Raw genomic sequence first — 20,575 nt, 5'->3', positions numbered from 1 at the left:
TACCGTCACGAGCAAACATCGCAAATCCATCCGTCATGCCGGCCATGGCGTGCGACAGCAGGTTACGGCTCGGTCAGTTCATGCTGCGCGCCGTTGCGTCGCAAGCTGAAAATCGGTGAGGCCGATCATCGCTGCCGGCGAACTGAAGTGATGATGTTCGGCGACATTGCGGTTGACGATGACAAACTGGCTCTGGCTATTCTTGACGTAGTGGTAGTCGGATGTCTGGGTGAGGGCGGCCGTCAACAGATCACGTTCGAGTGCAATGCGTTCGAACTGCAACAGGACGAGCCCGCAGATGATGATGGCGCAGAAATTGAGGAAGACAGCGGGTGCAATGATTGTCGCAAGCGTTTGGTCATCGGCGTAGCTGAGCAATACCAGTGTCGACCCCGCGAGTATTACGCAAACCGCAACAGCCAAGAGCACCACATCTGTAATCCCGATCTTTCGGTCTTGAGCGACCATATGAGCGGCAAGACCAACGGCGCGCCGATCAGCAGGATGCTGGTGATGCCGCTGATTGTTCCGGCTCCGCCTGCAAATATCTGAAAGGCGCCCGCTTGGCCATCGTGGCAATGGCTGCGACTGGCCCGCCAAACAGCCCGGAGATCGCAATGAGCGACGATCTCAAATCGATGAATGCGCCGGAGTTGACGGGGATCGAAAGTAGCATCGACGCAATGGCGCCAAGCCCCATAGTCAGACCGAATGCAACCCTCGACTGAAGCGCTGAAAGATTGCGGAGCCGATAATAGAAATGTGCCCAAAGCGACATGACGAGTGCAACGACGGCGAGGTTTCCCGTCAATATCTGCCAGGTTGTGCTCATGATCGTTTCAGCAGCTCGAAAACGTGGATCAATTTGATCTATCTACGCTTTTTTCTTTCGTCCAGCTTAACGCTGTGTTTGCTTCGAGGTCCGGTCGCCGGGCAATCATTTCGCCGCCGCCATCTGCGTTGGATGCTTACTCCTGTCGTTAACCACGCTCCTTAAGCACGCTTACATGGTCGAATGCTAAAACCGAAATGCAGCGCATTGCGGACATGATGTCTCCTGCCGTCCCCAGGACATGATCCTTTAACTCTCGGATTTTTTGGACCCTTCATGTCGTCCAGTTTTGCAGCGAAATATGCTCGTGCTCAAACGACTTCCATCATTGCTGCAACCATCTGCTTCCTTGCGGTTGCTCTTTTGCTGACGGGCCTGATGGCCCACGTTGTTGCAACCATGACCCGCTCGGGCAATGAAATCGACGATGCGCGGGCCACGCGTGCCGCAGATGCTGCATTCGCAGCCTTTGCAGTCCGCCTCAGTGGGACCGTAACGGACAATGCCGTGTGGGATGATGCCTATGCCGCCATTGCATCATCCGGTGCCGCCGCCTGGGCCTATGACAACTGGGGGAAGACCAGCGAGGACTATCCGCTGTATGACGGTGCAATCGTCACCGGCCCCGATGGAAAGGTGATTTCTTCCTATGCGAAGGGCAAGTCTTTCGGGCCACGCGAATATTTTGGCGAGGCCTTCGCGCGGCATCGTAAAGCTGCCGCGATCGCTAGCGAAGCTCCTCTGGTCAACTTCTTCAAGACCGGAAACGGTGTCGCGCTGGTCGCATCGCAGGCAATTCAGCCCTTCTCGACAGATGCCGAGCTTCCGAGGCTGAGCGTACTGAGCTTCTACAAGGACATCACGCGCGACGTCCTTGGCACGTTCTCCACTGAATACGAGCTTGAGGGGCTGCGGCTCCAGGCAGTGGCCGAACCAGGCCTCCTGAGCACCCCGATCAAAGACATGGACGGCACTGCCATTGCCTTTCTTGCCTGGCCCAGCAAAGCACCCGGTAACGCGGTCTTTACGACGGTCTATCCGTACATCCTGGCTGCCGCGGTCATCCTTTGCCTGTTTCTGGCAGCCGTCCTTTTCGCCGGGGCCTCTGAAGCGCGTCGCTTGCGTCGGCTGGCCGACGTGGCACGTTTCGAAGCAGATCACGACAGTCTGAGCGGTCTGCTCAACAGACATGGTCTTTTGAATGTGCTGGAGCATCTCAGAAGCTCGGCTGTGCCGGGGGTATCGCTCTATCTCGTTGATCTTGATGGCTTCAAGACTGTCAACGATGCTTGGGGACATGCAGTCGGCGATGATCTGATCTGCATCGTTGCGAAAGCCATGGCGACCTGCCATGAGGAAGTCTTTGCCGCCGCGAGACTGGGTGGCGACGATTTTGCGCTGGTGCAAGTCGGATCGGCCGCGCTCGGCGACTTCAAACAGGCAATTCTTGCCCTCTTTGCCGGGTCGTTCAAAATCGACGGGCGAACGATCGAAGTCGGGGCAAGCATCGGAGCCGCAACCAGAAGCGAGGACATAACACCGCTGGAACTGCTTCGACGGGCCGACATGGCTCTCTACCGCGCCAAGGAAAATGGCAGAGGTCAAGCAATTGGATACGATCCCGAGCTCGACCGCGAATGCGTGCGTATCGGCGAACTGGAAGGCGAATTGAGAAACGCCATAAGAAGTGGAGCAATCGAACCCGTCTTCCAGCCGCTCGTTTCTGCCGCCACAGGCGAGATCACCGGCCTTGAGGCCCTGGCGCGCTGGCACAGCGCCACCGGAAAGGTCAGTCCGGAGGTTTTCATCCCGCTTGCTGAAAAATCCGGCCTCATAGACGCTCTCGGCGTTCATATGCTGCGTGCGGCGATCTCCCATGCAAGAGCTTGGCCCGGTCTGACGTTGTCCGTCAATGTGTCGCCAATCCAGCTATGTAACCCCGACTTTGGGGCGCAAGTGATTGCGGTTCTGAAAGAAACAGATTTCGACGCCAGCCGCTTGACTTTGGAAATAACCGAAGGCGTCCTCATGACCAATCCTGATCAGGCCCGCCGGTCCATAGACCAGCTTAAGCGCGTCGGAATCAAGTTCGCGCTTGACGACTTCGGTTGCGGCTATGCGAGCATTGGCGCTCTGCGGCAGTTTGGCTTCGATCGGATGAAGATCGATCGATCGCTTGTTTCGGGTGTCGAGGACACTGCAAACGGCATTGAGGTGCTTCGCGCGACGGTCTCCTTGGCGACGGCTCTAAATATTCCGGTAACCGCCGAGGGAATCGAGAATGCTCGTCAGGCAGCGATACTGCGCGATACAGGATGTGATCAGCTTCAAGGATATCACGTCGGAAAGCCCATGTCGGCACGGGAGATTTCGAAGAAACTTCGCCAAGAAGATCCAGCCGCATGACATTGTCCAGCGGCTGTGCAACCTTTCTCTAGCCTGTTAACTTTTTGTTAACCATGGCAGCGGTAGACATGGTCAACGATTTCTTAACATAGATGACCATAGTGCTAACAGACGCTCGCTCTATCCGCATCAAGGGCCGCTCTTTCCTCGCGGTCATGCTTTCTCCAGACCTCCCGCTCGATGATTGGCTGGCGAGGCTGGATGATCTCGCAGCTCGCTCAGCGGGATTTTTTCTGGGCCGACCCATCGTGCTGGATGTCACGGACCTGCAGATCGACCGATCACAATTGAAGGACCTGATTGCGCAACTGACGCAACGCAATGTCAGCATCATGGGAATCGAGGGAGGGCGGCCGTCAATCCTCGGGCCAGGCATGCCGCCTTCATTGAAAGGCGGACGGCCGGTTTCCGACTTTGAGCTGCCAAAAGCCGAACCGATCATCGATTTGCAAAGCAAGGCGCCGGCAAGCGAAGCGCGGCCCGTACTCCAGTCCATCTTAATCCGGCAGCCCGTGCGTTCGGGCCAGTCGGTGATTTTCCCGGAAGGCGATGTCACCATCGTCGGTTCTGTTGCCTCCGGTTCGGAGGTCATCGCCGGAGGTTCGGTCCATGTTTATGGGACCTTGCGGGGCCGGGTAATGGCAGGGTCGGTCGGAAATGCGTCCGCGCGGATCTTCTGCCGAAAGCTGGAGGCAGAGCTGGTTGCGATTGATGGCGTCTACAAGACCGCCGAAGACATGGCCCCGGGCCTTCGAGGAGAAGCTGTCCAGCTCTGGCTGGAAGGCGACACGATCATGGCAGAGAAACTTATCTGAGCCGAAAGCCGGCTAGGACACAGGAGAGCAAGATGGGGAAAGTCATCGTCGTCACTTCAGGCAAAGGCGGAGTTGGCAAGACAACTTCCACCGCCGCGCTTGGAGCGGCTCTGGCGCAGAGGAACGAAAAAGTGGTCGTCGTCGATTTTGACGTCGGGCTTCGCAATCTCGATCTGGTGATGGGTGCAGAGCGAAGGGTCGTCTATGACCTGATCAACGTCATACAAGGCGACGCCAAGCTCCCCCAGGCGCTGATACGCGACAAGCGGCTCGAGACGCTGTTTTTGCTCCCGGCATCGCAAACACGCGACAAGGACAACCTGACCCCGGAGGGTGTCGAACGTGTCATGGCCGACTTGAAGCGCCACTTCGACTGGATCATCTGCGATAGCCCTGCAGGCATCGAACGTGGGGCGACCCTTGCAATGCGCCATGCCGATATCGCCGTCGTCGTCACCAACCCGGAAGTTTCTTCGGTCCGTGATTCGGACCGCATCATTGGCTTATTGGACGCCAAGACCGCCAAGGCAGAACGCGGCGAGCGGATGGAGAAGCATCTGCTTCTGACCCGCTATGATGCCAACCGAGCCGAACGCGGCGACATGCTCAAAGTCGATGACGTTCTGGAGATCCTTTCCATTCCGCTGCTCGGCATTGTTCCCGAAAGCATGGATGTTCTACGCGCCTCCAATATTGGCGCGCCTGTGACGCTCGCTGATAGCCGCAGTGCACCCGCAATGGCGTATTTCGATGCCGCGCGCCGTCTTGCCGGTGAGGAAGTGCCGATCACAATTCCCGGGGAAAAGCGCGGTCTCTTCGGCAAGATTTTCGGACGGAGGGCCGCATGAACATCTTCAGTCTTTTCGGCAAGAAGAAAACAGCCCCCGCGGCCCGTGAACGCCTGCAGGTGCTTCTGGCCCACGAACGCTCGTCGGTGGGTTCAGACCTTGTATCTCTGCTGCGCGAGGAAATCCTTGCGGTCATTGCCAAGCACGTGCAGCTCGACAATGATAAGGTCCAAGTAAAGATGGATCGCAATGAGCACGTGTCGATTTTGGAAATCGACGTCGAGATCCCTTTGAAGGCAGCTGCGCAAGCTGCTTGAAACGGGAAAAGCGGCCGCATGCCGAAGCAGTGCGGTGGATATTAAGTGCCGGGTGGGCGAGGGAAGGGCGACAAGCCTGCCGCAACCGTCACTATCGGTTGGCTGATAGGCGCCGCGCTGCCACTTCCGGCATGCGGCGCCCGATAGCAACCATAATCTCTGGACGACCGGGGCAATCGGGCAATGGCGCTTGCATGAGCTCGTGCTCGGCATGGCGGGGGCGCTGTCGGCTGCTCGCTATTCATTCGCGCTACCCGCCTGGACAAAGCAAGGTCCAGGTTCGCTTAGGCGGCACGATGATTGTCGTGCTCCTGTGGTGTCTTGCCTGGCGACGATGATGGCCTTTGCATTTTTGCATTGGTTTTCCTCGCATTGCTGCGGATACTCGCCGGCACGATTGCAAATTTCCATGTCGATCTATTTGCAGCCGGCTGATATCAGCTAATCGCGAGCGCGCCGGGTGGAGATCTTGTTCACGTGTTCAACGCTGAAGCGTTTGGGGCCGCCATGGAGGCTGGCCGTGACGATCCAACGCTACAGCGATCCGCACCAGCTGCCGAGTTCGGCGGGATGCAAGTGACGAGGCGGCCATATACATCGGCGTTCAAGCGGACCGCTGCGCTATAATCGATTAAACTCAAGCTAGCTTAACAAACTGATTTACATGACATTTGAGGCGTGGCAACGGGTAGAAACTCAACTGTTTCCGGGGGTCAAATGAGCAGGGGTGTTTTTGCTTTCAGACCGGCCGCTCTTCGTGAAAGAGCGGTGGGCGAAATCCACGCTCGGCCATATGCCCTAATTTCAGTGCCTCGCGTCATCTTTCAGCTTGCCTTCTTGACGGACAGCGAGCCCGATCAGGATCATGATATCGTAAAGCGGCTGTCCCAATCGAGTGGATCGCCGCCTCCGTCTCACGAGACCAATCATCATGCGATCAGCTGGGGACAAGGGACGCTGAGATGGGAACGCCACACGGAATTCTCGACCTATTTTTGGGACAGCCCCGCTCCAGAAAAGTTTGGAGCCGAGGTCCCTGTGCATCCATTTGGCGACGGGTTTTCGCAACCGGGACCCTTTATCTCGGGCATACGACTGGAGATCAGACCCGACACTGAAGAGACACAGAAAGACCTCGCCGTTTTCGACCGGACGAGCCTCTGCCGCAGCGATCTGAGAAGCGGGGAGGCCACCATTCTTACGGATTTCCGTCCGGATGGAGATGGCTTGACGAAGATCCTCGTCATTGACCGCGGTCTATCCGACAGCTCGCGCGGCGCGCTCGTTCAGAAGCTCCTGGATATCGAGACCTATAGAACACTTGCAATGATGGCATTGCCTTTGGCGCAATCGCTGTCGCCCGAGATCCGGCGGATAGAAGCTAGCCTGACGGCAGTCACTCAGCGGATGAAGCAGCACGCTCGCGACGAAGCCGATCAACTGCTTGCGGAAATTACTCGTCTGGCGGCCGAACTCGAAGCGAATGCTGCAATGAGTCTTTACCGGTTCGGCGCCAGCCGCGCCTATTACGAAATTGTCCAGGAGCGAATTCGGGCACTTGCCGAGACAGCGACGTCCGGGAGCGAGAGCCTTGGCACTTTCTTGGAGCGGCGCCTGGCACCGGCGATGCGAACCTGCCAATCGGTAGAGGAGCGCCAGGCAAATCTCTCGCGCAAACTGGCTCGTGCCACGTCCTTGCTCAGGAGCTGGATCGATGTCGAGTTGGAGCAGATCAACATGACGTTGCTAAACTCCATGGACCGAAGGGCAAAAATGCAATTACGCCTGCAGCAGACCGTTGAGGGCCTCTCCGTTGCTGCCATTTCATACTATGTCGTGGGGCTGATTGGATATGTCGCCAAAGGAGTACCCTTGTTCGGCATCAAGTTTGGACCAGAAATTGTGACGGCGATCTCGGTCCCTGTGGTCGTATTGGGAATTTCCCTTGTTGTGCGAAATATCAGGCATAGGCACTCGGAAGAAGACGACGCGCAATAGCCCATCAGCGAGTCTGCTGGATCAATTCAAAACGATGCAATTCCTTCTGCGACTCACGATCAAACAAGACATGATGCTCCGAAGGCTCACGGGCTCCGCCTGCTTCACGCAGCCATCCTTCCTTCGAAATGCTTACGTTTGACGAGCATCCCAAGAGGCGACGACTGTCGCATCTCTAACTGGTCCATGTGACCGTGGCGCCGGGCATGCCGCGGTCTGCGTCTGGCGCGACGCTCCGGCAGATGCCGCCAAGCTTGATGGCCTGGCCGTCTGCGGAATAGGCGAATTTGTAGATTGTCTCGTAACTGACGCAGAACAGATGGCGCTTGGCACTATGCGAGAAAGTGCTCGGGCGTCAGATCATCTGGCTGACAAAGCGCGTTTCAAGATAGGCCTCGACGGCTTCCGAACCGCCCTCAGTGCCGTATCCGGAATCCTTGATACCGCCGAAGGGCACTTCCGGAATGGCGAGGCCATTGTGGTTGATGGTCAGCATACCGGCTTCCACGCGGCGGCCGAGTGAGTGGGCGGTCGTCACCGAACCGGTGAAGGCATAGGAGGCAAGTCCGAAGGGGAGGCGGTTGGCTTCGGCGATCGCCTCGTCGAGATGCGAGAAGCGGTTGATGACGGCTATAGGGCCGAAGGGCTCGTCGTTCATGATCCTGGCCGAGGTCGGTACGTCGGAAAGCACTGTGGGCTCGAAGAAATAGCCTTTGTTGCCGATGCGTTTGCCTCCGGTCATCAGTTGGGCGCCATGCGATATGGCGTCTTGGAGCATGTCCTCCATGGCCGGTATGCGGCGGTCATTGGCGAGCGGCCCCATGGCGACGCCGTGTTCCAGGCCGTTACCGACCTTGATCGCTTGTGCTGCCTCAACGAAGCCTTGCGTGAACCTGTCGGCGATGCCGTCCTGCACGAGGAATCGAGTGGGGGCGACGCAGACCTGCCCGGCATTGCGGAACTTCGCAGGAGCCGTCACCGCGATGGCCCTTTCAAGATCGGCGTCGTTGCAAATGATGGCCGGCGCGTGTCCCCCGAGCTCCATTGTGGCGCGTTTCATGTGCTTGCCGGCGAGTGCTGCCAGATGCTTACCGACCGGCGTGGAGCCGGTGAACGAAATTTTGCGGACGACCGGATGCGCAATGAGGTATTGGGAGATGTCCGCCGGCACGCCGTAGACGAGGTTGACGACGCCGGCCGGAACGCCGGCATCGGCAAAGGCGCGGATTAGCTCGGCTGGCGAGGCGGGAGTTTCCTCGGGTGCTTTAACGATAATCGAGCAACCCGTCGCAAGAGCAGCGGAAAGCTTGCGGACGATCTGGTTGATCGGGAAGTTCCAGGGTGTGAAAGCCGCCACCGGTCCGACCGGAAACTTGATAGCCATATTGGACACGCCGCCGAATCGGGCGGGAATGATTTGCCCATAGGTCCGGCGAGCTTCTTCCGCGAACCAGTCGATCGTGTCGGCGCCGTTCATGACTTCCGCCTTGGACTGGGCGATCGGTTTGCCCTGCTCGCGCGTCATGATATGGGCAATGGCATCGGCCCGCGAACGCAGGATATCCGCAGCCTTGCGCATCAGCTTGGAGCGGTCGAAGGCAGATATGTCGCGCCACAGTCTAAAACCCGCGTCGGCGGCCTCCAGGGCGAGGTCGAGGTCCGGCTTGCGCGCGTGAGCGATTCTGCCGATCACTTCCTCCGTTGCCGGGTCGATGACCGGAATGACCTCGCCGCCGATGGCATCGCGCCATTCTCCGCCGATGAAAAGCTTCACGTCAGGATAGATATGCATGGTTCACCCGTGTAGACGCCGCAGAGTGCCGCTTCGGCGGCCTGCGGCACTTGATCTAGAGGACATCGGACTGGTGGCGTCGAGCCGCCTCCGCGCAGGTCATCAGCACGGTATCCTCATGCTTTTGCACGTCGGCCAAGAAATGTTCGAGGGACGCAATCCGGCTGGCCCGGCCGCTTCCATAGTCGGAGCGGGGACTGACGGTTATTGCGGCGAAGCAGCGCTCGGCATGCATTGCCTGGAATTCCTCCCGCCACCAGGCCAGAAGCCTTGCATGGGTCGCGCGTCGAGAATAATGCGTCTCGTCGATCAGCATTTCGTTCTGCGGCAGTTCCACCATCCGGTCCGCACCGTCTGCGGCAAGTGAATAGGGAAAGTCGTCATCCTGATTGCTGGAATCATAGACATAGCCCATGTCTTGTAAGACCTTCAACGTGGCAGGTGCCAGCGACCCGGTCGGCGCCCGCCAGCCTATCGGCGCAGTACCAGTTGTGCCTGTCAGGAGGTCATGCGTCCTTTGCAGCAGTACAGTTTCTTCCGGTGCCCCGATATAGGCCTCGTGGGCAAAGCCATGCGCGGCGACTTCATGGCCTCTTGCGGCGATTTCGCGGACAAGACCGGGATTGTCCAAGGTCTCCTGGCCAGGCACGAAGAAAGTCGCCTTGATCCGCAATCGGTCAAACATCGCAAGCAGCCGGGGAGTACCGGGATGGGCCGTGTACTTGCCGTAGGATTTCTTGCCGAAGAGGGTTTCCTCGGTCTCCGCCCCGGCGCGGGTCTCGACCACGGAACCCTGGAGATTGACGGTGATTGTGACGATCATGAGTTGAGGTGTCATCAGGCCGCTCCGCCGTTCACGAATGGAGGGGTCTTCAGCCATCGACGTGGCGACTTGAGGCACCAGTCGGCGAACTGCGCGAGGTTCACGAACTGGGCGTCGCCGCTCTCCTTGATGTATTCGATCAATTCCTTGACGATGTGCGCCCGGGCTGGCGAGCCGGAACCATAACCAACGCGCGGATGCAGCGTCAGATTGAAATAGCCGCCTTCGGCGCGGATCGCCTCATACTCCTCGATCCAGTGCGCCAACACTTCCGACGGGGGCGTATAGCTGACCCGATAGAACGGGAAGTCGTCTAGGCTCGAGGTGTTGTTCGGCAGGATGATCAGGTTGTCGTGGACGCGGCCGCCGAACTCTGCCAGGTAAGGCAGGTCCCGATCCTTATCGCTGGAATCGTAGATATAGCCGAGGCGCTTCAGCGCGCGCATCGTGCGCGCCGATTTGTGACCCGATGGCGAGCGCCAGCCAAGCGGCGCCGCGCCAACGAGATCCGTCAGGATTTCATGTGTCTTCTGAAGGAAGAAAGGCCCCTCGTCACCGAGATCCCAGCCCTCGTGAACGTAGCCGTGCGCGGCGACCTCATGACCGCTGCCCACAATTTCCCTCACGCTCTGCGGGTGCTGTTCGGCGTCGTAGCCCGGCACAAAAAAGGTAGCGGGAATACCCGTCTCCTCCAGGATGCGCAGGTATCGCGGGATGCCGCATTTGGCGGAATATCGACCATGCGAGTAGATACCGAGGGTGTTGCGTCCGCGACCTATTTCGAGCGATGGCCCGTCGAAATCTATGGTGATCGCAACCACACATCTGGCAGCATTTGGCCAGCGTGATGAATGGTCGGCGCTTGTCTGGTCGATCATCGCTGTTTTCCCGCGCTATCCGCCTCAGAGCTCTTTCAGGACGCCTGCAATGGTCTCGAAAATCGTCTCGATTTCCGCTTGCGAAACGATCAGCGGTGGCGACAGCACGATAGTGTTGGCAACCGGGCGGACCAGCACACCCTTCTCGAAGCAGAAGTCATGAACCTTTTTGGCCAAGAGCTTACCGCTTGCGACGTCGGCACCAAGTTCAATCCCGGCCAGAAGCCCGAGATTGCGGATATCGACCACACCCGGCAGGCCCCTTAGCCGGTGGGCGCAGTCTTGCCACACTGGCTCGACTGCGGCGGCATGTTCGAACAAGCCTTCCGAGAGATAGACGTCCAGCGCGGCCAGGCCGGCCGCGGCGGCCAGCGGATGGCCGGAATAGGTGTAGCCATGGGCAAACTCGACGGCGCCGGGCGCAGCGCTGCTGGTCAATGTCTCGTAGATGTTGCCGCTGGCGATCACCCCCCCCATCGGCACGGCGCCGCTCGTCATCCCCTTGGCGATCATCAGGAGGTCCGGCGTCACGCCAAAGCGGTCCGCGGCGAAGGGACGGCCGAGCCTGCCGAAGCCGGTGACGACCTCGTCGAGGATGAGCAGGATGCCGTTGTGGGAGCAGATCTCACGCAGGCGTTCCAGATAGCCGATGGGCGGCACCAGGACGCCAGTCGATCCGGCAACGGGCTCGACGATCACCGCAGCAACGGTCGAAGGATCATAGGTCTGCAGCATCTGTTCCAGGGCGTCGGCGATCTCGGCGCCATGCTGCGGCTGGCCTCGGCTGAAGGCATTCCGCGCGGGATCATGCGTATGCGGCATGTGTGCAGCGCCGGGCAACAGCATGCCGAACTGCTTTTTGTGCGGCCCCATGCCGGCGGCCGAAAGACCGCCGAAACCGACGCCATGATAACCGCGCTGCCGACCGATGATGCGCATGCGCTGACCCTCGCCGCGGGCATGGTGATAAGCCAGCGCCATTTTCAGCGCAGTATCGGCTGCCTCCGAACCCGAATTGGTGAAGAACACGTGATCCAGCCCCTCGGGTGCAATCGACGTCAGCCGATTGGCATAGTCGAACGCCAGCGGATGGCCCAGTCCGAAGGAAGAAGCAAAATCCAGTTGCGCGGCCTGTTTCTGAATGGCTTCAACGATCTTCGGATGGCTATGCCCGGCATTGACGCACCACAGGCCCGCGATGCCGTCCAGCAGCCTGTGGCCATTCGTCGTGTAGTAATACATGCCGGATGCGCTGGAGACGAATTGCGCGTGTTTCTTGAAATCACGGTTCGGCGTGAACGGCATCCAGTGGGAGTCGAGATTGTTGGCGCCATGCATCAGGGGCGTATCCATTTTTATTCACCTTCCATTGCAACTGTAGTGACTGTGGGCTCGTCGCTGCACAGGCGCACCGGGCAGCCGGATCACTCAAACGCCGTTTTTATTCCGTGGCTTCAGAGTCGTTGCGGGTGGGATAGCGGGTGAATTCCGGATTTTCGGCGGGCAGCACCGCCAGTTCCATCTCCCCCGAAGCGGGGCGCATGACGATCGTAGCGACCGTCGCCGATACGTGGCCGCGCGAGGTGCGATAGGGGGGGCGGCAGACGCTGTAGGGGTAGCCGAACTTGTCAGCCAGCGCCTTCTTTACCTCCGCGACCCCGATCTTCGGCAATTGTTCCAGTTCGTGGCGGACCCGCCAGTCGCGATAGAAGCTGTCGGACCAACTGCCATGCGCCTGTTCGCGCAGCTTGAGAAGCGCTGTTGGGCTTTGCCAATGGTTGGCATGTACGATCAGGCCGTTTTCCGGATAGATGTTGAAGGCCTCGTCGGGGGCGCATTCGAAACTGATGCCGAAGCCGTCTTTGTGGCTGACGATGATGTTGTTTGAGGCCGATTTCCCGGTGGCGGCCACGGCACGCATTGCCATAGCCATATGCTCCTGTTGCAACACCATGCGTCGGATGAGGGAGAGCGGGACGCCATCCTGAGCGAAGTCGCGGTCGCTCTCGAGGTAGTTGGCGGTGATCGCGATTCCCCGGTCGTTCATGCCGCTTCTGGCAAGACCGCCCGCCTCGGTAAAGGTCTGGTAAGAAGGACCTTTGTCCGGCTGGACACGAAGGACGATCGCAGTTTCTGCACACTCGGCAATCCAGTCCCAATTTTGGGCATGAATGAGTTCGCCGGTTTGACTGCGCTCGGGCAATACGACGACACCGGTGCAGCCGTCGCCGGAATGTTCGGCTTGGGCTGCCTGCCGGCGGCGGGCTTTTGCCAGGATCTCCGTGCGGGCGTTGATCAGGACGATCTGATCGAAGGAAAGACCGGCGCCCTCTGCGATGCCCGTCATTTCTTCGATGAACGCGGGATCAAACGCTTCGATCACGGGAACATAGCTTCCAACCATGTCCGTCAGGTCTTGCTCCGAAATGCCGATCTGCCCGAGACGTCCGGAATACAGCGCGACGCTGCGGCGAACCCTGTCTTCCGCCTGCCGACCATACTGAAGGCCGCGCTCGCGGGGTGAGCCGAAAATGGAGATCAGAGGAAATGATGTGGCGGGCATTTTTTTCTTCCCAAGCTAATGTATTTTGTGTAGTTAAAAAGCACGTATTTCGCTGGTTGTCGAGAGCAAATCTCAAGTCTATTCGGTAGGGACGACATCGAGGCAGACTTCGGAACAGGGACCCAAGGCATGGACAGCGGACACAGCGCCCTACAGATTGATATCGCCCGGCAGATCCTCCTTCAGGCTCAAAAGGAAGGTTGGCGGGCAGGGCACCAGATCGTCGAAAAGTCGTTGGCTTCGGCATTCGGCGTTTCCCGCTCGCCAATGCGGGGTGCGCTCGAAATTCTGGAGGAGAAAGCGCTCGTGCGGCTCATTCCGAACAAGGGATTTGTCGCAGCGGTCGATCTGGGCTCCGAGAAGCTTCTGGAATCCTTGACGACGAGCGAAACGGAGCGGCTAAAGCAGCAAGTCCTGCATGATCGGTCCCGAGGATTGATCCCGCAGGAGGTCTCCGAGAACGAGTTGACCGAACGCTACCAGGTGGCGCGTGGCATACTTCGCAAGGCGCTTGCGCAACTCTCATCGCAAGGGCTGATTCACAGGCAGCGGGGCCACGGATGGGCATTCGTCGATTCCCTCGACAGCGCCGAAAGCCTAGCCGAAAGCTACCGTTTCCGTCTTGCGGTAGAGTTAGCCGGCCTCTCGGAGCCAGATTACCGCGCGGAACCAGAAGCGCTCGACGCTCTGATCGCCGCACATGAGAACGTGCTCGGTCAGCTCCATGAAAAAGGCGAAATCGGCCGCCCCGAGTGGCTGCAGCTCAACGCTTCCTTCCATGAAGCGCTCGCCAGATGGTCCGGTAATCGTTTCATTCTGCAGGCGGTCCGCATGCAGAACGATCTGCGGCTTCTGCGAGAATCCTCGGTTTTCGACCGACTGCAGCGCGAGAGGATCGAGGCCTCGCTCGATCAGCATCTTCAGATCCTGCACCACATCAAGGTGGGAGACCTGGAGATCGCGCGGATCGTGTTGAAGCGCCATCTCGAAGTCATCCTCAGGAATGTCGAGCAAAGAATCGCTGCCGGCGACCGCTAGGCTTGATCTGTAGGCCTGCAACAGCCGCTTGCTGCGAACAAATATCGGCGCTGAAGCCAGACGCGACTCAGGCTCACGGCTCGGATTTCTTCGCCGGATTTTCCCGCAGGTGAATACGGCTCCACGGCAGATGAATCTGTCTATTTGATTTTTGTATTGCATTTTGGTGATGTAGAAGGCAATGTGAGCAAAAGGCGGACGAAATCGCCGGATAACGATCAAGAGGAGAACGCACGTGAACAAGCATTCTGCTGCCATGGCATCCGTCAGCCTGATTGGCTTGATGCTTGCGGCTGCGCCGCTGCAAGCCAAGACGCTCAACATCGCCCTCAATGCTGATATCCGTAGCCTCGACCCAGGCGTGAACCGGGATTCGAACAGCGACGCGGTGGTGCTTCATATGGTGGAAGGGCTGGTTGCCTACGGCGAGGATGCTTCCGTGAAGCCTCTGCTGGCAGAGAAGGTCGCCGTTTCTAAGGATGAGCTTACCTATACCTTCACTCTGCGCGACGGCGTCAAATTTCACAATGGCAAGGAGTTGACTTCGGTCGACGTGCTGTGGAGCTGGAACCGCTACATGGCGGAAGCGACCAAGTGGCGCTGCCGCCCCGACTTTGCGGAAGGCGGCGCCTCGCACGTCGTTGCCGCCGACGCTCCGGACAAGAAGACCGTCGTTTTCAAGCTCGAGCAGCCCAACGCCCTTTTCCTGGCGACGCTCGCCCGGCTCGATTGCGGCATGACCGGCATTCTCGAAAAATCGTCGCTCAATGACGATGGTTCCTTCAAGCAGCCAGTTGGAACCGGCCCGTTCAAATACAAGGAATGGAAGAAAGGAGAATTTGTCGATCTCGAGGCTTTCCCCGAATACAGCGCGAGGGCGGGCGAGGGCCGTGATGGACTTACGGGATCAAAAAGGCCCTTGGTGGAGACGGTCCACTTTCCCATCATCCCCGATCGGTCGTCGGCAAAAGCCGCCCTTCTCAGTGGCGATGTCGATGTCGTTCCGGACGTGCCCTATGCAGATATTGCCGAGTTCAAGCAAAATGCGGATCTCGACGTCTCCCTCGCCAGCAATCCCGGCATCACCGCAGTTCTCTTCCAGACCCGCGACCCGCTCCTCAAGGATGTCCGTATTCGTAAGGCGATTTCCATGGCGATCGACACCAATGCCTTGGTCGACGGCATCACGCTGGGGCTCGGCAAAGCCAACAATTCGCTTGTGCCTGCAACCTCGAAATTTCATTCGGCCGAACAGGCAAAGGGATACAAATTCGATCCTGAGGCGGCAAAGACCTTGCTGCAGGAAGCAGGATACGACGGACGCCCCATCAAGCTCATCGCCAACACCCGTTACGCAAACACCTACGACGCGGCGGTCATGGCGCAGGCCATGCTTCAACAGGCCGGCATCAATGTCGAGATCGAGGTGCTGGAGTGGGCGGCCCAGCTCGATCGCTACCAAAGCGGCAACTACACGGCGATGACGTTCCCCTATTCGGCGCGCTTCGACCCCGCGCTGACCTACGATTCCGTCATGGGCAACAAGGAGAAGGAGCCTCGCAAGGTCTGGGACGATCCCGAGGCGCAGGCCTTGCTCGCCGAGAACGTCCGTTCTTCCGATCCCGCGAAACGCCAGGAACTGTTCGACAAGCTGCATGCCCGCTTCCTGGCAAGCGTGCCGTTCCTGATGCTGTACAACGGCCTCGAAGCTTCCGCCTTCCAGAAGAGCGTCCAGAACTACCAGGCGTCCATATTTTCCATGCCGCGGGCCTGGGAAGTTTCGATAGCCGATTAAGGGAGACTGCCACGTGCTGCGCTTCGTCCTGTCCCGAATTGGAATGGCGGTCCCGACCGTCATTCTGGTGTCCGTGCTCGTCTTCTTTCTCATACGCCTGATACCCGGTGACCCTGCCACTCTGATGCTGGGTGATATGGCCGACCCGGCAAGCGTGGCCGCGCTGCGCACGAGCCTTGGGTTAGACAAGGACTTGCTGACGCAGTTCGTTCTCTGGGTATCGAATGTCCTGCGAGGCGATCTCGGCACGTCGATCACCACGCATGAATCGGTGACCCATCTCGTGCTGCAGCGGTTTCAGGTGAGTGCCGGAATCGTCCTGGTTGCTGTAGCGCTTTCTTCGCTTGTTGCCGTACCTGCCGGCCTCGTCGCCGCCCTGAAGCAGAATTCAAAATTGGATCTCGGTCTGGTGACGATCGCCGCACTGCTCCTTTCGGTACCCACCTTCTGGCTCGGGCTCATCATACTGCTGGTCTTCGGTCTCAAGCTCGGCTGGCTGCCGGTGGTCGGCTACGTCTCCATTGCCGAGGACCCGGCTAGAGGTTTGCTCTACGTTCTGATGCCGATCGCAACCCTGTTCCTGCATGAGATCGGCGTCCTGCTGCGCATGGCGCGTGCCTCGGCACTCGAGGTGTTGCGGCTCGATTACATCACGCATGCGCGGGCGAAGGGCCTCCCGGAGTCGACGGTGCTTTGGCGCCACGTGTTTCCGAATGCATTTGCGCCGACATGGACGCTGATCGGTCTTGTGCTGGGTAATATGTTGGGTGGCATTGCGGTCATCGAAACGGTGTTTACCATTCCCGGTCTGGGTCGGCTGCTGGTCGATGCGATTTTTGGACGTGATTATCCCGTGATCCAGGGATGCTTACTCTTCATTGCGGTCATCTACGTACTCGTTAATCTCATCGTTGACCTTTGCTATCCCCTGTTCGATCCGCGGGTAAGAATGTCATGAGACATCTGTCACCCAATGCGGTGGTCGGCAGCCTTCTCGTCGGCCTCTTCGCGGTGGTCGCCGTCGTCGGATCATTCTGGACGCCCTTCGACCCCATGGCGCTCGACATGCGGGCGCGGCTCGCTGCGCCGTCCTCAGCGCATCTGCTCGGCGCGGATGAATTCGGGCGCGACGTGCTCAGCCGCATCATGCGTGGCGCATCTGCGAGCGGTATCGTCAGTCTGCTGACGGTAGTCGGCGCCACGATCTTCGGCACCGCGATCGGCGCTGTTTCGGGATATGTCGGCGGCTGGACCGATCGGACCCTCGCGGCCATCACCAACGCCCTGCTAGCCTTTCCCGGCATTCTACTGGCACTCGGCCTGCTTGCTGTTTTCGGTGCGAACAAATACGGCATCGTCCTCGCACTCGGTATAGCCTATACTCCCTCGGTCGCGCGCATCGTGCGGGGCACAGTGCTCTCTCTACGCGAGCGCGAGTTTATCGATGCCTCGCGCGTGGCTGGCGATTCCGAACTATATACGCTGCTGCGGCACGTATTGCCCAATTGCATTGCGCCGCTGACCGTGCTGACCACGTCGATGTTCGGCTGGACCCTGCTCTCGGAAAGCGCGCTCTCCTTCCTCGGACTAGGGGTGCCCCCACCGGCGCCGACATGGGGCAACATGCTCGCTGGCGCCAGACCTTTTCTCAGCCAAGCAATGTGGCTGGGCATCTTTCCCGGCCTTTGCATCTCGGCCGTTCTGCTGGGTGTCAATCTGCTCGGCGACGCCTTGCGCGACAGGCTCGATCCGACGATGAGGGGCATTTGACGATGAACCAACCGCTGCTCAAGGTAGACAATCTGGCGCTTGGTGCCGCCCGGCTCCAGAACCGCGTCGTTGATGGAGTCAGCATGACCCTTAAACGTGGCGAGCGCGTCGGCATCGTCGGGGAGTCAGGCTCGGGCAAATCCATGATGATGCGCGCGGTCATCGGTCTCTTGCCGCCAGGCATAGTAAAGTTTGCCGGCTCGATCGCTTTCGACGGCCGCGACATGGGCTCTCTTCCGCCGCGCGACTTGCGTGCCCTGCGTGGTGCGGGGATCGGTTTGATCTTTCAGGAACCGATGACATCGCTCAATCCTGCTCTTCGCATCGGAACGCAGATGGAGGAGGGACTGGCTCTGCATAAGGAAGTCGACGCCGCGGCACGCCGGGCGGCGATGGTCTCCATGCTCGAACGTGTCGGCATCCCGGATCCCCAAACCGCGCTGACCGCTTTTCCGCACGAGTTTTCTGGCGGTATGCGCCAGCGCATCATGATTGCCTCGGTGATGTTGCTGGAGCCCGCCCTGCTCATCGCTGATGAACCGACGACCGCCCTGGATGCGGTAGTGCAGCGAGACGTGCTGGAGCTGCTACGAGATCTGGTGAAGGAGAAGGGCACCGCCATGGTGCTGATCAGCCACGACATGTCCATGGTGGCGCAATATACCGATCGGCTCCTGGTAATGGAGAAGGGCGTTTGCGTTGAGCAGGGCGAAACGAGGGATCTGCTGAGCGCCCCCCGCCACGATTACACGAAGAAGCTTCTCTCGGCTTTGCCGCGCCGTGGGCCGGCGCGCGCAATTGCCGACCGCCAGCCGATCGCCAGCGTCAGGGACCTGCAGTTGACTTACGGCAGCGGCAAGAACGCCAAAGCAGTGCTTCACGGCATTGATCTCGACATTCGGCCCGGTGAGATCGTCGCCCTGGTGGGTGGCTCCGGTTCAGGCAAGACCACGCTCGGCCGCGTTATCGCGGGTCTGTTGAAGCCAAATGGCGGCAGCATGACCTTCCGTGGCCGCGAAATCAGCCGCAGGAACGGGAACTACGACGACTACCGCGCCAACTGCCAGATGATCTTTCAGGACCCGTATTCGTCGCTGGACCCTCGCATGCGCGTCCGCGACCTGGTCGCCGCGTCGCTCCGCCACGAAAAGAGCCTGACGGCTGCACAGCGCAAGGCGCGCGTCGACGAAGTGCTTGTCGATGTCGGCCTCGGTCCGCAATTTGCCGATCGCTTTCCCCACCAGCTTTCCGGCGGGCAGCGCCAGCGCGTCGCAATAGCCCGGGCGCTTGCCCGACGCCCGGACCTCGTCATTGCCGATGAGGCCGTTTCGGCGCTGGACCTGACGGTCAAGGCGCAGATCCTGGAACTGCTGGCGCGCCTTCAGGAAGAGCAGCGTTTTGCCTGCCTGTTCATCAGCCATGATCTGGGTGTCGTGGAGCAGATAGCCGACCGCGTCATCGTCATGCATAGGGGGCGGATCGAAGAGCAAGGCTTGAAGGCGCGGATTTTCGACCAGCCCATGTCTGACTATACCAAACGGCTGCTGGCCGCGGTCCCGACCTTGGTTTCGACTGAGGAGGGCGGCGTCAGTCTCGAATGGCGGTTTTCCGGTCCCGCCACCCCGCGATTGCATCGGAACGCTGCGGCAAATTAGGCCATCGCGCGTTTGACCGATCGTTCGTCGATGCCTTCTCACCGCTGCCGGCCTTTGCTCGTCAAAGCTCGCCTTCGACCACGGTACCGAGTTTTCTCGTCTTCAGGGCCGACCAGCGAGGTGACATTGGCGTTCCCTAAAGCGCGGTCGAAGATCAGGAGATTGTCTTCCCAGCGCCTGAATTGCGAGCGTCAATGAAATCAGGATGTTGACTGATCTTGCTATCAAACGGGATCATGTCATCTCGGGGCTTGCCTGCCGTTGGAGCTTGTCGAAGCCCATGATGCTTGGTTCGCGCGAAGGCATTGCAGGCTCTCGAGGATACCGACCTGACCTCGATGATGCCGAGGCCGGTGCGCGCTTTCGCGGGGGCCGGGAGGCGGCCTTGCGTAAAGCAGGAGCGGGTGGCCAATGAGGTGTGTGAGTTCAAGCCGAACTGCGACCTGCGCCTGTGACGCTAACCGACACGTCGGATGTGCGCGAGCAGTTTCTTGCGGAATACTTCCGCGGGCGTTCGGTAGCCCAGGCACTTCCGCGGCGTCGAGTTGAGCCGGTCGCAGATGTCTCTCAGCTCGCCGTCGCTAATCGACAGGGGATCCACCTCTCGCGAAAGCCATTTGCGAACCCGGCCATTGGTGTTCTCGACCGTGCCTTTCTGCCAGGGCGACTGCGGGTCGCAGAACCATGTCTGCGTTCCGATGCCGGCTTGCAGATAGGGCCATTCGCTGAACTCAGTGCCCCGGTCGAAGGTGATCGAGCGTCGAGCAGTGTGGGGCAGGGGTTGGAGCACCTCAATCAGCCCGTCCATGATCGGTTTCGATTGCCGGTCGTTGTTGCGCAGGAAGACCGCAAAGCGGCTGACCCGCTCGACCAGTGAGGTCACGTTGGCCTTGCCGAACTTCTTGCGAAACTGAATGAGATCGCACTCCCAATGCCCGAACTGCTTGCGTTCGGCGACCGTGTCAGGACGGTGAAGAATGTTGAGTTCCGGGCTGAAGCGGCGACCGTGGCGGCGTCGGGCATGCCGCGGTCTCCGTCGCGCGCGACGCTCCGGCAGGTGCCGCCACAGCTTGATGGCCTGACCGTCTGCGGAATAGGCGAACTT

The 20,575-nt window shown here is 59.5% G+C and carries 18 protein-coding genes and 2 pseudogenes; 10 read left to right on the top strand and 10 right to left on the bottom strand.

Going from position 1 to position 20,575, the window contains the following annotated elements; all coding sequences use genetic code 11:
• Nucleotides 1-78 precede the first annotated feature (78 nt).
• Together EV130_RS04290 and EV130_RS04285 are read right to left on the bottom strand one after the other, a co-directional pair.
• A complete protein-coding gene (locus tag EV130_RS04290; RefSeq protein ID WP_132553031.1) occupies nt 79-432 on the bottom strand; it encodes a hypothetical protein in 354 nt (117 codons plus the stop codon).
• A 64-nt stretch (nt 433-496) separates the two neighbouring features.
• Nucleotides 497-832 carry a LytS/YhcK type 5TM receptor domain-containing protein gene (locus EV130_RS04285; protein WP_074064667.1) on the bottom strand — a complete coding sequence of 112 codons (336 nt, stop codon included), beginning with the start codon at nt 830-832 and terminating at the stop codon, nt 497-499.
• A gap of 276 nt (nt 833-1,108) precedes the next feature.
• On the opposite strand from EV130_RS04285, the gene EV130_RS04280 reads away from it, so the two are divergent.
• The 5 genes from EV130_RS04280 to EV130_RS04260 all read left to right on the top strand — a co-directional run bounded on the left by EV130_RS04280 (nt 1,109) and on the right by EV130_RS04260 (nt 7,156).
• Entirely contained in the window at nt 1,109-3,238 is a 2,130-nt protein-coding gene (locus EV130_RS04280; protein ID WP_132659432.1) for a bifunctional diguanylate cyclase/phosphodiesterase, read from the top strand.
• A 92-nt stretch (nt 3,239-3,330) separates the two neighbouring features.
• Nucleotides 3,331-4,053 (top strand): septum site-determining protein MinC, encoded by a 723-nt coding sequence (gene minC, locus EV130_RS04275; protein WP_132659430.1) that lies wholly within the window; start codon nt 3,331-3,333, stop codon nt 4,051-4,053.
• Nucleotides 4,054-4,085: 32 nt separating this feature from the next.
• On the top strand, nt 4,086-4,901 hold the full coding sequence (gene minD / locus EV130_RS04270) for a septum site-determining protein MinD (RefSeq protein WP_040115446.1): 816 nt from the start codon (nt 4,086-4,088) through the stop codon (nt 4,899-4,901).
• Nucleotides 4,898-5,158, top strand: a complete 261-nt coding sequence (gene minE, locus EV130_RS04265; protein ID WP_074064664.1) for a cell division topological specificity factor MinE — start codon at nt 4,898-4,900, stop codon at nt 5,156-5,158. Before minD ends, minE begins: the two co-directional genes overlap by 4 nt.
• A 717-nt stretch (nt 5,159-5,875) precedes the next feature.
• The gene (locus EV130_RS04260; RefSeq protein ID WP_074064663.1) at nt 5,876-7,156 is read left to right on the top strand and encodes a DUF3422 family protein; all 1,281 of its coding nucleotides are present in this window, start codon (nt 5,876-5,878) and stop codon (nt 7,154-7,156) included.
• Nucleotides 7,157-7,347: 191 nt separating this feature from the next.
• Here the strand turns inward: EV130_RS04260 and EV130_RS33185 are convergent.
• The 6 genes and pseudogenes from EV130_RS33185 to EV130_RS04230 form a co-directional block, all read right to left on the bottom strand.
• Nucleotides 7,348-7,484: pseudogene (locus EV130_RS33185) on the bottom strand (IS30 family transposase); the annotation flags it as partial.
• 27 nt (nt 7,485-7,511) lie between these two features.
• Complete coding sequence (locus EV130_RS04250; protein WP_074064662.1) at nt 7,512-8,948, bottom strand: NAD-dependent succinate-semialdehyde dehydrogenase; 1,437 nt, start codon at nt 8,946-8,948, stop codon at nt 7,512-7,514.
• Between the two features lie 55 nt (nt 8,949-9,003).
• Complete coding sequence (locus EV130_RS04245; RefSeq protein ID WP_074064661.1) at nt 9,004-9,786, bottom strand: polysaccharide deacetylase family protein; 783 nt, start codon at nt 9,784-9,786, stop codon at nt 9,004-9,006.
• Nucleotides 9,786-10,649, bottom strand: coding sequence for a polysaccharide deacetylase family protein (locus EV130_RS04240; protein ID WP_132659428.1), 864 nt, complete (start codon nt 10,647-10,649; stop codon nt 9,786-9,788). The genes EV130_RS04245 and EV130_RS04240 overlap by 1 nt, the downstream gene beginning before the upstream one ends.
• A gap of 24 nt (nt 10,650-10,673) precedes the next feature.
• Complete coding sequence (gene aptA / locus EV130_RS04235; RefSeq protein WP_074064659.1) at nt 10,674-12,002, bottom strand: omega-aminotransferase AptA; 1,329 nt, start codon at nt 12,000-12,002, stop codon at nt 10,674-10,676.
• Nucleotides 12,003-12,090: 88 nt separating this feature from the next.
• Nucleotides 12,091-13,212 (bottom strand): C45 family autoproteolytic acyltransferase/hydrolase, encoded by a 1,122-nt coding sequence (locus tag EV130_RS04230; protein ID WP_074064658.1) that lies wholly within the window; start codon nt 13,210-13,212, stop codon nt 12,091-12,093.
• A gap of 129 nt (nt 13,213-13,341) precedes the next feature.
• Between EV130_RS04230 and EV130_RS04225 the strand changes: the two genes are divergently transcribed.
• The 5 genes from EV130_RS04225 (at nt 13,342) to EV130_RS04205 (ending at nt 19,470) form a co-directional block, all read left to right on the top strand.
• A complete protein-coding gene (locus EV130_RS04225; RefSeq protein ID WP_074064657.1) occupies nt 13,342-14,250 on the top strand; it encodes a GntR family transcriptional regulator in 909 nt (302 codons plus the stop codon).
• 235 nt (nt 14,251-14,485) lie between these two features.
• Nucleotides 14,486-16,045 carry an ABC transporter substrate-binding protein gene (locus EV130_RS04220; protein ID WP_245520019.1) on the top strand — a complete coding sequence of 520 codons (1,560 nt, stop codon included), beginning with the start codon at nt 14,486-14,488 and terminating at the stop codon, nt 16,043-16,045.
• Nucleotides 16,046-16,058: 13 nt separating this feature from the next.
• A complete protein-coding gene (locus tag EV130_RS04215) occupies nt 16,059-17,003 on the top strand; it encodes an ABC transporter permease (RefSeq protein WP_074064656.1) in 945 nt (314 codons plus the stop codon).
• Entirely contained in the window at nt 17,000-17,815 is an 816-nt protein-coding gene (locus EV130_RS04210) for an ABC transporter permease (protein ID WP_074064655.1), read from the top strand. The genes EV130_RS04215 and EV130_RS04210 overlap by 4 nt, the downstream gene beginning before the upstream one ends.
• 2 nt (nt 17,816-17,817) lie before the next feature.
• Nucleotides 17,818-19,470 carry a dipeptide ABC transporter ATP-binding protein gene (locus tag EV130_RS04205; protein WP_132659836.1) on the top strand — a complete coding sequence of 551 codons (1,653 nt, stop codon included), beginning with the start codon at nt 17,818-17,820 and terminating at the stop codon, nt 19,468-19,470.
• Nucleotides 19,471-19,580: 110 nt separating this feature from the next.
• On the opposite strand, the pseudogene EV130_RS33180 reads toward EV130_RS04205, so the two are convergent.
• Nucleotides 19,581-19,723 (bottom strand): annotated as a pseudogene (locus EV130_RS33180) (IS30 family transposase); the annotation flags it as partial.
• Between the two features lie 204 nt (nt 19,724-19,927).
• On the bottom strand, nt 19,928-20,575 hold a 648-nt coding region (locus tag EV130_RS04195), incomplete at its 5' end, for an IS30 family transposase (RefSeq protein ID WP_132659426.1).

It is taken from the genome of Rhizobium azibense, from assembly GCF_004342325.1.
Classification (GTDB): domain Bacteria; phylum Pseudomonadota; class Alphaproteobacteria; order Rhizobiales; family Rhizobiaceae; genus Rhizobium; species Rhizobium etli_B.
This window is presented reverse-complemented; position numbering and strand designations above follow the sequence as displayed.